Source organism: Nitrososphaera sp. (assembly GCF_050748925.1).
GTDB lineage: Archaea > Thermoproteota > Nitrososphaeria > Nitrososphaerales > Nitrososphaeraceae > Nitrososphaera.
On the sequence record NZ_JBOGQF010000037.1, the window covers coordinates 1 to 13,853 of the forward strand.

The window sequence follows — 13,853 nt, forward strand, 5'->3', positions numbered from 1 at the left end:
ACCTAAAGACTTTGAATTACAACGTCACAAACTCGGCGACAGGAGTAACATCAACGTTCTCGTACGGGGACCTGATAGCAAACATCATTGACTTTCTCATCATCGCCTTCATAGTATTCCTGATGTACAAGATACTGGTAAGGTACAAGGTATTCGGAGTAGAGGACAAGACCAAGCCGGCGCCCAAGTGATCTAGCGCCGGGCCACAAACCGCCCGTGGCCCAGGGCATCGGCGGCCACCTGGCCGCCCTCCATCACCACCCTGCCGCGTACCATCGTGAGGACCGGCCAGCCCTTCAGCTTCCAGCCGTCGTAAATCGTATAGTCAGAGTGCGACTGCAAGAGTTCAGGCGTCACCCTCTGCTCAAGGTCCATGTCGACTATTACGAGGTCGGCGTCAGACCCTTCCTGTATCGTGCCCTTTTGCGGGTACATGCCAAATATCCGGGCAGTGTTGTAGCTCGTGACTTCGGCTACGCGCTCGATGCTGATCCTGTCCTTGTTGACTCCCTGGTCTAAAAGCACTGGCAGCATGGTCGCGATGCCGGGAAAGCCTGCAAGCGCGGACCAGAGATCGCCCTCCCCCATTTTCATATCGAGCCTGTTTGCCACGTGGTCGGTGCCCACGGTGTCGATTATCCCGTTTTTGAGAGCGGACCAGACGCTCTGCACGTCGCTCTTTAAGCGGATGGGCGGGACGACCTTGCCTTTTATGCTGTCAAATTCTACGGTGTGGGTGAGGTATTGCGGGCAGGTCTCGATGTAATAGCTGGCGTTGCCCTTTTGCCTCTCTGCGATTATCGCGTCGAGCGCCGCGTTTGAGCCAATGTGGACGAAATAGAGGCTGGCGCCGAACTTGCGGCCCAGCGCAGATATCTTGCGGACGCTTTCTGCCTCTGACGACGCCGGCCGGCAGTCAGACCACGCTTGTAGTCCCGCCATCCCTTTTTCCCTGCCGCGCTTGATGTGCTCAGAGCATACCGAGGGGTTTTCCGCGTGGACCAGTATTGTCGAGTGGACCTTTGCGCTGGCTTCCACTATCCCGGAAAGCAGGGAATCATCTATGTCGACCTTGCCCTCTCTGACAGGCCGCTCGCCGGGGTCAAGGTCCATGTAGATGCGGTTCAGGTCGGCGCCGAGGTTCATGTATATCTTTAATGAATTGACGCCCTTTTCCTTCAAGTAGGGAATGTCCTTGAGTTGAGACTGCTTGAGTATCGACGCGTGGATCGCATAGTCGATATAGTGTGCACCCTTGCTTGCTGCCAGCTGCTTTTCAATTGAGCGGTAGCTGTCGTCGTAAAGGCGCAGCATGCGCATCATTGTAGTAACGCCGCCTACCGCCGCGGACCGGGACTCTGTCCTCGCCGCTTCATCGATTGGCGTGTAGACGCCATAGTGGACGTGCGGGTCGATTGCGCCGGGGATGACGTACTTGCCCTTGGCGTCAATCTGCCGAGAAGCCTGCATGCTTGCAGGCGGCTTTAGCGACAGGATCTTGCCGTTGTCGATTGCGATGTCGGTTTCGACGATCCCGACCTTGGGTATGACGGCAGACGCGTTGGTGACAAGGATGTCGCAGGAATTCTTCAAGCCTTGTATCGGTGCAAGCCATGTGCTTATGATTTTATCGCTCCTGATGTTTTATATTCGGGCGCTTGTGCAAAACTCGCAGGGCTGGTAGTTCAGGGGTAGTAATGCTCGCTTCGCAAGCGAGAGGTCGTGGGTTCAAATCCCACCCAGTCCACCACCTTTACGAACCGTATACCCGAAAGGCAAAGTCAGGGTGTCTGACGCATCTGCAAGCAGCTCTACATACCTGCGCATGTCATACGCAGTGCTTTCATCCAGCATTTCCAGCGGAACTGTCCTTGGGCGCCCGGCCCTCTTGTCATAGTCGGTAATTATGTACCGCATCACCTGCCCCGCCTTCAGGTCCTTGCCTTCCTCGTAAAGCTGCAGCCGCGAGTCGCCCTCTACCGTGTCCCGGGACTGGTACTGGCCGGCGTCCTTGGACAGCTGCTTTGCAAACGACAGGTCTGCAGGATCAATCCGCCTCCCCGCAATATCTGCCGCGTATTTCTCAAATATGCCCCTCACCTCGGGCATGAGGCCCCTGACGCCTGATGCCGTGTCTCCCCGTGCCATGGCCCGCAACGCCTCCATCTGAAATTTTACAAACAGGCGGGGAGTGTCGTGCCGCCGGGCCTCTATCCCCCTGACCTTTATGCTGCCGTCCTCAAAGGCGCCAAAGTAGCGGTTGGCCGCCGGCAGCAAGTCGCTCTCATGGGATTGCGCAAATACTATCCACTTGTAGGCCCCCTCAAGGGATATTGAAAACCCAGTCTCTTTCTCTATCGCGTCCCTTAGGTCTTCATGGTCCTTGCCGGTCGCGCCGGACCTCTGGACCCACAGCGAATCGACTATCCCATGCAGCACCTGAAACCCGCGGCTCTCCGCAACCCTCGTGGCCTGGAGAAATATCTGCCGGTCAAAGGCGCATACTGCGATGTGGGCGTCTATCCTGCCAAACTTGGCATTGTTAAAGCCGAGGTAGCCAAAGGTCGCGACGTTTATCCATTTCAGCGCGTTCTGCCTTGCGTCATATCCTTTCCTCGCATCAGGATCGGTGGCCTTTTTTTCAGCTCCTTGTACCTGGCCCGCTTTATGACGACAATGTCCAGCGCCCTGGGCACTATGCCCCGCCTCTTCTCGCAGATGTTGTACCCAAGCTCCGGCACCCGGCTCTTTGAGTCAGGGCAGCACTGGCACCTGACGGTCTCGGCCGAGACGTTCTTTTGGCGCATGATCGACGGGTAGAGGGAGGCAAAGTCAAGCTCGGCGACCCTTTCATGCACCCCTGCCCTCGGCTCAAAGACAAAGCCGCCGCGGTCTGCCACCAACAGTTCGCCAAAAGTCTTGAAGTGCTCCGCCAGCACCGGCTTCCAGGGGACGAGTATGTCCCCCTTGGCAGCCTGGTAGAACTGCAGGCTGCTGAGGCACTTTCCTATCGATGCCCTTGCCGCCGTGTGCAGGGGCATGCGGCATATCCTTGCTATCTCGTAGAGGCCCTCGATGCCAGTCTCGTCCCAGAGAAATGAGTTTTCCATGTCAAGGTGGACCCTGCCATGCAGCCGAGTAGCCGTAGGCCTAAAGTGTATCTTGCCGTAGGAAAAATAGGACGTTCCGGGCCGGGCAGGTCTCCTCAGCGGGGCTTTTTCCCTGCCCAGCGACAGCGTGACGCCGTTCTGCTCTGCCCTGCCTGCAAGGTACGGAAAAACAAACGAGTCGCCTTCCCTTGTCATGATGATGTCAGGTCCATCCTTGCAACTTCGTTTTCCAGGGCCAGGAGCGAATCTGCCTCGGACGCCCCTTCAATCTCCACCTGCTCCTTTCCCATGGAAAGTGAGATCGAGGCTATGCGGTCGGCGAACCGGGGGATCCGGGCTTCCTTTTTCGTGCGTACCTCCAGATGCAGGATCCCAAAGTCAGGCAGCGCATAATCCTCAGACATGACGTCGTCTGACACCTTCCACTCCAGCCCGGACTTGCCGGCGTCAGCCTCGCAAAATGCCAGAGAAAAAAGGTCGTGCTCGTACATGTAGGCTTGCGCCGGCGGCAGGTCCACGTTGTACAGCCGGAATTTGCCAAAGCCGCCCAGCGATTCTACCTGTCTTGCCAGCCCCGCTGCCTTGCCCGAGTCCTTTAGCGTGAGCTTCAAGACCTCCGACGGGGCATTGTCTGTTATTCGCTCGTACATGCGCGCCATGGAATGTTCCTTGACAAACTCTATGGAAGCTCTGTCGCGCAACACGGCTTGCAAGTCAGAGCGGGTGTCAGCTGCCACGTAGATGCAGTGCGCCCAGGCGTCTTCCAGCCGGATGGCCCGCCCGCCTTCCTGCTTGATCCAGAACACCATCCTGTCGCCCAGCGGGCAGATATCAAACAGCCAGCCTCTGGCTGTCACGGCTTTTTGCCCTCAATTTTTTTGATGTGCTCGGCCAGCCGGCCTATCATCTTTTGCTGCGAGAATATCGCGGTCATGAGCAGGGCCTCGGCGGGAAACGGTTCGCCCTTGGCATTGACTGCGGCGGAGTACCTGTAGCAGTCGCCAAGCATCCTGTCAGAGCTCCCGGTCTTCGCCCCTCAGGCTGTCTGCAAAGCCCTTCCAGGACGTGATCTCCCTCGGCAGGATGTCTATCGGGAAATAGGCTCATTTGCTGCCTCCCAAGGAATGCCGGCCTTTTCGGCGATTTCTGCCAGCTGCTTGTAATGATGGAACGCCAGGGCCATGAAAATGGCTTGTATCCGCACGGGCCTCGTTGCATATGAGCAGGCCGACACGTAGAGCCTTGAGGCGGCAAACATCCTGTCAAACTCTTTTCGGTCGGGCTTGTCCAGCGCATTTCGAAAAGGCTTCCACTCGGATTCTTCATAAACCTGGGACAGCCTGAACGACGGGATGGTCCGGCCCACCCATTTCACGCTCCGAAAGCCAGGCGAAGCTCTTTCTCTTTTAGATTGAGCGTCTTGCTCCTGTCGCCTTTCCAGACCTTGACTGATCCGGCAGTCTCGATCCTGCTGCCAAACTTGGCGGCTATCTCGCAGTGGTTTTCCAGATCCCGGGTTGTCACGATCACGACAGCATCCTGCAAGGTTTCCCTGATGGCAGCCAGGATATGCCCGAGAAGCCTCTCGGCTTCTTTCTCGTCTGTCATCGGATCCTGCTGGAACATTGTGAGCAGGCCGGATATTACAACCAGCCTTGCTCGGAACTGCCGGACCACCTTGTAGAGATCCCGCGCTATCAATTCTGTCAGCTGGTGTATGGTAAAGGCCCTGCTGACGATTATTCCGTCCAGAACCTTCTTGATGTCCAGCCCGTATTGCCGGGCAAAATTGACGCATTGATATACATCGGAATTATTTCCCGCGTCTATGAACACCACCGGCGACTCTAGCCCTCCGCGCTTTGCGGGCAGCAACGCGCGAACGCAGAGCCTGCTGGCCAGCATGTTTTCCTGCGGGCCCGTAATGAAGAGCATGTCGCCTGCCCTGAAGCCCAGAAAAAAGTCGTCAAGCGCCCGCAGGTCGAGGGTCAGGACAGGGCCGGCCCGGGCTATCTGGAATTGGGGCAAGGACGGCGCTATTTTCGGCAGGGATCGCCGGATCTCCACGGTCTGGGCCAGAGAGCCTCCGCAGCGCGGGCATGCTTCAGTAATTCTGCCAACGTCGACGTCTGCCGTTTCAGATTCTCTCAGCAGGGAATCGCATTTGGAGCAAAAATATCGCAGGGTTTGGTTGCAGTCAGCCACAGAGGCAGCCTGTCTGCTTTGCTAATAATTCAGCTAGCACCCGGGGGAGAGGGGGTATGTATCAACATGTTACTACATGTGGATACACTGCGCCAAATTCCATTGTAATACTTGACGATTGCCGTCCAGCTCTTGCTTTGCCACAGGCATTTTTTGCAGCATTTGAGAAAAATCTTTACGTCTCCTATGCGGGCTCCAACTCTCCAGTCATACTTTTTTTCACGCACGGCTTGGCTTTTTTCTTATGCGATTCTTCGTCTTCAGTGGTGCAAAATGGCCGGCTGCGGGATCAGGAAAAGAAATCAGGATTGCGCACAAGATGCCAGCATCAGAGCGAGGCGCTGCGCGGCGTTATCCTGATCCGCCGAAGGATTTTTTTGCCGGAGGGCTTTGCATTTGCGCTCATTGACTGCGTCTGCCGGGCCTTGTCTTTCACGGCAGCGACATCGGCCCGGTCCTCAGGCCTGACCAAGTCTATCTTGATCCGGGACGGAGCCTTGAAGCTAAAGACGATGCCTTGCATTGGCTTTGTGTTTATCTTTTCAGGCGCGAAGGAGTTGCCGCACTCTATCCTTACCGGCTCCAAGTTCCGAGGCATGCCCTTCTCCGGGTACGCGACCACCAGCTCGGCTCGGGCATTCGTGACTGCGTTGACAACAGAGTAAGTGCCGGGGCGCAAGAGCAGCGCGTAGAGCAGATCGTCGCCATTCAGCTCGCGGCTGTCAAAGACCTTGGCGCCTTCTTTTTCTCCTGCCTTGTAGACTTCGACCGCATAGCCTCCGGCCCCCGTTGAAACTTTGAATACTGCGTATCCGTCGGCACCTATCGTAAAGCGGTTGGCGGACATCTGGCTGCTTTCAGGACGGCGCGCTGTGGGCGCCTCTAGCTGCCGCAGGTCAACGTGCACCTGCGTCGGCGAAAGGGGCGATGCCGGCGACTTTTGCTGGCTTGCCGCTGCATCCTGCCTTTTGCCCACGATTATCCGGAACTGCCCCACGATGTCCTTGCCCCTTATGACCTTGCCGAGGTATTCCCCCGGCTCTGAAAACTTGTGGACGACCGTTGAATGCATCGTGATCGAGCCGCTGTCTATGCTGTTCTGAGAGAACAGGTGGCGGTTGATTATTGCCTTCATGCTAGTTCCCCACGTCTCCCTCTACTACCATCTCATTCGTATTAACCGTGATGCCAAGAAATTCAATCGGCAGCTTTACCGGTATCAGCGGACCGTCCGCGGGAAGGATCGGGTAGGGGTCCTCAAGCTCAAAGAGCGTGAGGGCGATGTACTGGCTCAGCGCGTCCACAAGCGACTCGAATATGCCGAGGTTGCCTATCATGTCAAGAAGCCACTCGCCGACGTCGTCCGGGATGTCGAGGACGGTCCGGATGATGTCTTCTACCCCTCCAAGGACAAAATCAACAAGGTCCTTTGCCCACTGCGGGAATCCCGACATGAGGTTGTCTATTGCGTTGACAATCAGGTTGTGGAAAAGGTCGCCTGCCGTGTCGGCAATGTCGATGATGTCCAAGTCAATCGGGAGGGTCGGCATCATGGCGATCTGCCACCTGTTTGGGACGCCAGAGCCTACCCCGTAGAATACCTTTGGGATGGCCGTAACGGTGACCTCGGACGTCAAGAGCCCGCCCAGGTTTATCGGGATGTGGAAGTCAGGATCGCTTTCAAAGATGCACTGCGGGTCAATGTATACAGCGCAGCCGTCAAAGGGGATCGGGACCAGGCAGAAGCCGGGCGTGCACACCTTTGGGATGTCAAACCCGATGTCAAGGAAGAGCTTGTCCCACTTGATGTCCAGCTCGCTTATGCTTATCGACCCGTTGTTGCGCAGGTCAATCGTGCCCCCTTCAAGGTGCGCTTCCACCGCGTAGGTGACAGAGAAGGGCCCAAAGCTGTCGCTCCCGTTCAGCTTGAACTTGAAGCCCTTGATTACCGCGTTAAAGACCTGGACAAAGGCTTTTTCCGAGATTGCGGCCGTCACGTCAAACGTGCCCGTCCTTGTCCTTGGGCGAACAGTCCGGGTCACGGTTCCTCCCCCACTGCCACCACCGCCTCCTCCGCCGCTTCCGCCTCCGGGCTCCACGACGATGTTTATTTCCACCTTGTCAAGGTTTACAAACGCCTTGAGCTGGTTGTCCTCAATGGCGGGATTGTTTGGGAGCGCAGTCGACGCAGAAACCTGGATCTCGCCCTTGTCCTCTGGGAGGTCAAAGACCCCAAAGGCCAGTTGTGAAATGGAAGCGCCAAGTGGCGGGAGGATGCCCTGGTTCAGGGCAAGCAACGCATAGCACTCTATGGCGTTTTCAAGCCCTTCTGGCTTTAGATCCACTATTTCGATGCCGTCCACCTTTGGGCGTATTACCTGGGCTCCAGGAGTGCCGGTAATCCGGCAGCCGGCAGTCGCAAACAGGTCAAGGCAGAAACACTCTATCTTTGACGGCGGCAGGGCAACGTCGGTCTTGCCGGGCAGAGAAATGCCCGCAAGGAAATCACTATCCGGCCGGACTGTCTGGAGGCCGGCAGCAACAGACTCCCTCGCAAGCGCAGCCTCTGAAAATCTGAATCTGTCAGGAAGGTGGATGATATCCCTCGAAGCGCACCCTATCCCGGCGCACGCGCGAAAATGGACTGCAAGGCGCTGGCTTGCAAGGGGCGTCAATTCCGGCGGGAGGCTAAAGACGTTGCCTTGGTGAAAGTCGATTTCCCCCTTGCCGAGCTGGACGCAAAAATTGAGCCCTACAGACATGCCGGGTACCGGCAGTGGATCCAAGACGTGGATGGCAGGGTTGCCCGCACTGGCCACTTCTGGAGCGACGTCTATTGCTTCGCAGAGCAGCCGTGGGTTGCCAAGAAAAAGGGACGTGCCATAATTGAACAAGGAAGGGCGCTTGCGCATCACATGCTTGACGACTCTGTTTATCCCTGCATCGTGAATTGCAAAGTAAATGTCCGATTTGTCGGTAAAAGGCACACGCTATTCCCCTGATCGAAATTAAAAAGAGTTGTTTACTTTCGTTATAGAAAAAACTTGTACTACAATGTTAATTGCTGCTTTGCATTTCCCATAATGGCACATCTCTTGCGAGCTAAACGCTCATTTGATGTCCACATCATCCCGACTGCGCATTTATACGCGCCAAGGCTCACAGGATGTGCGTCTTGCCTCCAAAGCTTACGTTGACAGATTCGGCGCCGGAAATATCTTTTACCTTTTTCGCGATTGATGCCAGCCATCCGTCGTCCACGTCCTTTGGGTTTTGTATGGTCACCCCGGTGTACCGCTGCATCCCCTCTTCCGCAGGCTGGATGTACTCTTCCAATTTCGCGTCGGGATACTTGCCCCTGATGTCATCGACGACTTCAGCTGCTTCTGGCGGCAGGTAAAAGGTCAGGGATTTTTTCCTGCGCAGGATGAAAAACGTAACCGCTGCCGCCACTACCGGTATCGCAAGCAGGTGGGCCATGTCTTGCAGAGGTCGGAATGCGGTAGTTGTTCCGACGAGACCCGCCACGATTATTTGTCCGTCGCCTTCCGCAGGCGGATTGCGCACCCCTCCAGGGCTTTTTGCAGTTACGTAGAACATATAGTCCCCGGCAGGCACCATCGAGCCTGACCCTTTGCCGTCCCATGAAACAGAGTTGGCGCCAAGCAGCATGTTGCCTTCAAGGGTATTGACGGAGACGCCTTCAGCATCTCTAATGTCGATAGAATACATCCCGGCGACAGTAGAGTGGAACATAATGTCCGCGTCTTGGTCCCCAAGCACGTGTAAAACAGGAGGAGAGGTCATAGAGATTCTAGGAGGCACGAGGGTAACAACAAGGCCCGAAGTGGCAATATTATCAAGCAATCTTAGTTCAGAGTCAACAGATAGATCTGATGACACATCATGTGCGTTCATCCCGCTCGAGTCGTCCAGAATCAGAGATTCTGAAATACTCCGTGTCAAGCGAATAGCACTTTGAGAAGCAATTGATTCGCCAGTGGCGATACTGTCGTGAACTGGCCGCGCAACATTGGCAGAGGTTTTTCCAAATGCGTCGTTTACTGTAAGTGAGTCTGGAACCGCCCTCTGCTCTTTCAATGGTACACGCTCACTTTCGTTCTTGCCTAGTTCTTTGGAAACAGGACTTTCGCCAAGAGCTGCGGAAGGCGCATCTGGCAGGCTTGACTGTTGCGGTGGAGGGGATTGTTGCGGATCCAGTTTTTCCTCTTTAGGCTCATCAGTTTCACCTTTGTCGTCGTCTGGCATAATTTTTTCATCGGATTCATCATCTTCTGAGGAGCCGTCTGACTGTCCCCGATCGTCCTTTCCTTCTTTTTCATTGTGATCTTTATTCTTGCCTTCATCATCATTGCCTTTTTCTTCCTTGTCGTCCTTATCATCGTCCGCCATTGCCACAGAGAGTTCCAAATTAATAATAATGATACTGGTCAGAAAAAAGACTAGCAAGTATTTTTGCAGTGTGTTCCTATCAACAATCATCTATGTAAAGACCTAGGTATTCCGAGAGATGTTGCCCGTTTTTTATTAAAGACTCTTGGCACCAGATCATAGAATGCTACTATATTAGAAAATCACTGCCACCGCAGATTCTTAGCATGAATGTTTCTTGCAAGAATGTTGGACACTCTGCGACAGTTCCGCTTCCAAAATGTAATCCCTGTCCTGACTCTGCCCATGAGTGTGGATGGAATCATCTACAAACGGGCAGCTGTTGCATTCCCAGTTACCCGGCTCGCGGCAACAGTCACAAATCCTTGTTACTGAAAGCATCTGGCCGCATGCCCTGCAGCTCGTTTTGTTCTAGTGGGCGAGGGTGCTCATTTCCTATGCCGCCTAGCCGTCTGACGCCTTTCACTTGCTGTCGACAGAGAATTCCAGCACCACCCCTGCGCCGGTATTGTAACTAAAGGTGTATCGCTCGTTGCGGCTAATGGGCAGGGACTCTATTGCCTTCTCAAAACACGAGGGGCAGGCATCAAAAGATCCGGTGCCAAGAAGTGAGGCGCGTCAAAAGCACGAATTGCAGATGACGAAATGCACGGTGCCACCCATTCTCTTTGTCGCAGATTCAGCAAGCATATGTCACTGTAGGTTGCAAGGGATTTATTCATCGCCAAATGCGCATGCTGCGCCTGAATTGCGCAGTTATTGCGCAAAGGATGCCATCAGGGTAAGGCTGAATATTATAGAGACCGTCAATTGCAACACAGGAGAGCCTATTTTGAAAGGTTATTCTATCTCATCATCCTCCTTCTTCCTGTGCCAGACGGACGAAAGAGAAGCGACGTCAAGGTAGGCGGCAAAGTCAGGGTTGTCGAAAAGAAGAACCAGCCTAGCGGCAAGCTGACCGACGGGGTTGTCCGCAGGATCCTCACCTCCTCGCCAAACCACCCGCACGGGATAAAAGTAGCGCTTGACAACGGGATAGTAGGGCGCGTCAAGGAAATACTGGCAGGCGAATCGGGTCAGCCGTAGCCGCTATCTACGAGACTTTGCCCAGGATCCCAAAGTGGCCATGAAACTCGCGGTTCAGGGTTTATTTGGGTCCAGACAAAGCTGCTAGCAGGGGCCATGACCTACGCAACCTACTATTGCTTTCACTGCAACACGCCAAGCGACGAGCACAGGGCCAGCACGTGCCGGAACTGCGGAGGCGAGCTCACGCCACTCGTGACCAAGGAGCAGGAATGAACGGCAGCCAGTCGCGGCCCTCAAGCGCCAGAGAGATAATCTTTTAGAACGTGGCAATGGCAAGAGGTCCTGCCGTCTTCGGGTTCGTAGCACAGGAGCGTGACATTGTCGCCTTTGTCAGAGAACGCATTGCACAGAGCGCGCTGCCTTTTTCCGATGAATATTTTCCTTCATCGGCCCTCAAATGTTCCAGGCAGGTTTCAGAGAACTGTTCCGGGGTCACATTGCCTTGCCTGTACGCTTTGAGCAGGTCTTTGTCTGGCGACGGCCCCCTGAGCCAGAGATCATACCCTGCTCCTTTCCTGAACCCCTTTTTCCGCGGATGAAAGCGCGTCACCAAGATCCGCGTCCCGTCTGACGGCTCTGCAGAATCGTAAATGGATTTTGTCTTTATCACACTGGCTCATTTATACCACATGGAGCGTTGCCTTCAGGTAAGCGCGTGGAGCCTCCCGGCGCTCTTTCTCTGAATCTTCATCTTTTCGATGGCGCCTTCAAAGTGTTTCATCGTAATCTTTAGTTTTGACTGGTCTTCCTTGCCCGAGCTGACGCGCTCTTTGATTGCAGACATTGCGGCCGCGTTAACCATCACAACGATGTCGGCGCCCGTCAAGCCGTCTGTCAGCTCTACCAGCCTTTCCAGGTCGACTGACTTGTCCAGTGGCTTCTTTTTCGTGTGGATCTGCAATACCTGCCTTCTCCCCTCGCTGTCAGGTCTTGGGACTTCCAGTATCCTGTCAAACCTTCCGGGTCGCAAGAGCGCCTCGTCGATTATGTCTGGCCGGTTCGTCGCTCCCACGACCACCACCCCTTTCAGGTCTTCAAGGCCGTCCATCTCAGTCAGCATTTGGCTTATCACCCGCTCCGTAACGTGAGAATCGCCATCCGACCCGCCCCTGCGCGGAGCTATGGCGTCCAGTTCGTCAAAGAACACGACGCAGGGTGCGGCCTGCCTTGCCTTGCGAAATATCTCGCGCACGCCCTTCTCCGATTCGCCGACCCACTTGCTCAGTAGCTCGGGCCCCTTTACGCTTATGAAATTCGATTCAGACGTGGTCGCCACCGCTTTGGCTATCAAGGTCTTTCCCGTCCCGGGAGGGCCGTGGAGCAGGATTCCCTTTGGCGGGCGGACGTCGGCCTCCGCAAAGAGGTCAGCGCGCTTTAGCGGCCATTCTATCGCCTCCTGCAGCTCCTCCTTTACCTCCTGCAGGCCGCCAATGTCTTCCCACCTCACGTTGGGCTTTTGCACCAGCACTTCGCGCATGGCCGACGGCTGGACGTCCTTGAGGGCGTCCTCGAAATCCTTGTTTGTTACCTTGATCTTGTTCAGGATCTCTGCCGGGATCTTGGGCTGCTCCAGGTTTATTTCCGGCAATATCCTCCGCAGGGAGCGAATGGCCGCCTCCTTGCTCAATGCCTCAAGGTCAGCCCCGACAAAGCCATGCGCCATGCGGGCAACTGAAGACAGGTTGACGTCGTCTGCCAGAGGCATGCCCCTTGCGTGGATCTGCAACACCTCAAGCCTCCCATTCTCATCGGGTATCCCTATTTCGATTTCCCTGTCAAACCGGCCGGGGCGCCTCAACGCAGGATCGATCGCGTTTGGCCTGTTTGTCGCGCCAATCACCACGAGCTTGCCCCTCGACTTTATCCCGTCCATCAGGGTGAGCAGCTGCGACACGATTCGCTTTTCCACATCGCCGGAGACCTCCTCTCTTTTTGGCGCGATAGAGTCCAGCTCGTCTATGAATAATATTGAAGGTGCGTTCTCTTCGGCCTCCTTGAAGACGCCGCGCAGCCGCTCTTCGCTTTCGCCATAGAACTTGCTCATTATCTCCGGCCCGCTGATGGAGTAAAAGTTGGCGTCCGTCTCGCTAGCGACGGCCTTTGCCAGCAGCGTCTTGCCAGTTCCAGGGGGTCCGTACAGCAAGACGCCCTTTGGCGCCTCTATGCCCACCCTTTCAAATATCTCGGGGTGGCGCAGCGGCAGCTCTATCATCTCGCGGACCTTTTGCACCTCGTTTTTCAGGCCGCCAATGTCCTCATAGGTCACCCTTGGCACGCCTTTGGCCGCGGCCTTGGACGCGCCTATCACAAACCGCGTGTCGATGCCCACGAGCGAGGCGGCGTCAGAGGGCGAAACGTTTGAAATGATAAAGTCCACCTTTCTGCCCATCATGTTTATCGGGATCACGCCGCCCTTGGCCACCACTCTGCCTTCGAGCAGTTCCGGCAGGTATTCTTCGATCCCCACGATACTGAGCTCTTCTGTGGGCGCGACGACCACCTGCTCTGCCATGCGCACCTCAACCTTTTTGACCGATACGCTGTCGTCTATCCCTATGCCGAGGTTGTTCCTCGTATAGCCATCTATCCTTATCACGCCCCTTCCATAGTCAGACGGGCGGGCCGACCACAAAAGCACATAGCTCTTCCTCTTTTTGCCACCCATGATTTCCACAACGTCGCCTGCCGATAGGGCCAGCTCTTCCATGACTCTGGGATCCACTATCCCTATGCCCCTTCCCACAAACCGCGAATCGGTCTCGGCGACCTTTAGAGTTACGACATTTTCATCGCCATCGTTTTTCTTCATTTATTATCCCACACCCCTCCAACTCTGCGGAAATTCATTTCGCCATCTAAGAGAGGGCAAGATAATATTCAACAGTTTCTACCCTGTACGGTATTGCAGGCGTCTCATGCGAGCTGATCTCCTTGTGCACAATCGAAGCAGCTGCCGCTAGATTGTGTAAAAAAAGAAAAAAGAGGGGCGTGTCCAGCCTGCCTTACATCTTTGGCAAAAAGCTGAACCTGCCGGAC

The 13,853-nt window shown here is 55.3% G+C and carries 14 protein-coding genes and 1 tRNA gene; 3 read left to right on the forward strand and 12 right to left on the reverse strand.

The features are described 5' to 3' along the window. Nucleotides 1-191: MscL family protein (locus tag ACREAY_RS04675; protein ID WP_431754600.1), on the forward strand; the 191-nt coding region annotated here is incomplete at its 5' end. A 1-nt stretch (nt 192) separates the two neighbouring features. On the opposite strand, the gene ACREAY_RS04680 is transcribed toward ACREAY_RS04675, so the two are convergent. Then, nucleotides 193-1,593: a dihydroorotase gene (locus ACREAY_RS04680; RefSeq protein ID WP_431754601.1), complete on the reverse strand. Its 1,401-nt coding sequence runs from the start codon at nt 1,591-1,593 to the stop codon at nt 193-195. Between the two features lie 81 nt (nt 1,594-1,674). Between ACREAY_RS04680 and ACREAY_RS04685 the strand changes: the two genes are divergently transcribed. After that, nucleotides 1,675-1,750, forward strand: a tRNA-Ala gene (locus tag ACREAY_RS04685). Here ACREAY_RS04685 and ACREAY_RS04690 read toward each other — a convergent pair. The 9 genes from ACREAY_RS04690 to ACREAY_RS04730 form a co-directional block, all read right to left on the reverse strand. Further along, the gene (locus tag ACREAY_RS04690) at nt 1,729-2,586 is read right to left on the reverse strand and encodes a DNA polymerase domain-containing protein (RefSeq protein WP_431754613.1); all 858 of its coding nucleotides are present in this window, start codon (nt 2,584-2,586) and stop codon (nt 1,729-1,731) included. The genes ACREAY_RS04685 and ACREAY_RS04690 overlap by 22 nt on opposite strands. Next, entirely contained in the window at nt 2,583-3,305 is a 723-nt protein-coding gene (locus ACREAY_RS04695) for a DNA polymerase domain-containing protein (RefSeq protein WP_431754602.1), read from the reverse strand. Before ACREAY_RS04695 ends, ACREAY_RS04690 begins: the two co-directional genes overlap by 4 nt. Beyond that, nucleotides 3,302-3,967, reverse strand: coding sequence for a hypothetical protein (locus tag ACREAY_RS04700; RefSeq protein ID WP_431754603.1), 666 nt, complete (start codon nt 3,965-3,967; stop codon nt 3,302-3,304). The genes ACREAY_RS04695 and ACREAY_RS04700 overlap by 4 nt, the downstream gene beginning before the upstream one ends. Continuing rightward, nucleotides 3,964-4,119, reverse strand: a complete 156-nt coding sequence (locus ACREAY_RS04705) for a hypothetical protein (RefSeq protein ID WP_431754604.1) — start codon at nt 4,117-4,119, stop codon at nt 3,964-3,966. Before ACREAY_RS04705 ends, ACREAY_RS04700 begins: the two co-directional genes overlap by 4 nt. 78 nt (nt 4,120-4,197) lie before the next feature. Next, the gene (locus tag ACREAY_RS04710; RefSeq protein WP_431754605.1) at nt 4,198-4,485 is read right to left on the reverse strand and encodes a hypothetical protein; all 288 of its coding nucleotides are present in this window, start codon (nt 4,483-4,485) and stop codon (nt 4,198-4,200) included. Further along, complete coding sequence (locus ACREAY_RS04715) at nt 4,482-5,315, reverse strand: hypothetical protein (RefSeq protein WP_431754606.1); 834 nt, start codon at nt 5,313-5,315, stop codon at nt 4,482-4,484. The genes ACREAY_RS04710 and ACREAY_RS04715 overlap by 4 nt, the downstream gene beginning before the upstream one ends. A 328-nt stretch (nt 5,316-5,643) precedes the next feature. Beyond that, on the reverse strand, nt 5,644-6,450 hold the full coding sequence (locus ACREAY_RS04720; protein ID WP_431754607.1) for a hypothetical protein: 807 nt from the start codon (nt 6,448-6,450) through the stop codon (nt 5,644-5,646). Between the two features lies 1 nt (nt 6,451). After that, the gene (locus ACREAY_RS04725; protein ID WP_431754608.1) at nt 6,452-8,302 is read right to left on the reverse strand and encodes a hypothetical protein; all 1,851 of its coding nucleotides are present in this window, start codon (nt 8,300-8,302) and stop codon (nt 6,452-6,454) included. 172 nt (nt 8,303-8,474) lie between these two features. Then, nucleotides 8,475-9,818, reverse strand: a complete 1,344-nt coding sequence (locus ACREAY_RS04730) for a FlgD immunoglobulin-like domain containing protein (RefSeq protein ID WP_431754609.1) — start codon at nt 9,816-9,818, stop codon at nt 8,475-8,477. Between the two features lie 780 nt (nt 9,819-10,598). Between ACREAY_RS04730 and ACREAY_RS04735 the strand changes: the two genes are divergently transcribed. Beyond that, entirely contained in the window at nt 10,599-10,814 is a 216-nt protein-coding gene (locus ACREAY_RS04735) for a YwbE family protein (RefSeq protein ID WP_431754610.1), read from the forward strand. A 259-nt stretch (nt 10,815-11,073) separates the two neighbouring features. Here ACREAY_RS04735 and ACREAY_RS04740 read toward each other — a convergent pair whose 3' ends face one another. After that, nucleotides 11,074-11,427 carry a DUF488 family protein, N3 subclade gene (locus tag ACREAY_RS04740; protein ID WP_431754611.1) on the reverse strand — a complete coding sequence of 118 codons (354 nt, stop codon included), beginning with the start codon at nt 11,425-11,427 and terminating at the stop codon, nt 11,074-11,076. Nucleotides 11,428-11,460: 33 nt separating this feature from the next. Then, entirely contained in the window at nt 11,461-13,626 is a 2,166-nt protein-coding gene (locus ACREAY_RS04745; protein ID WP_431754612.1) for a CDC48 family AAA ATPase, read from the reverse strand. Between the last annotated feature and the right edge of the window lie 227 nt (nt 13,627-13,853).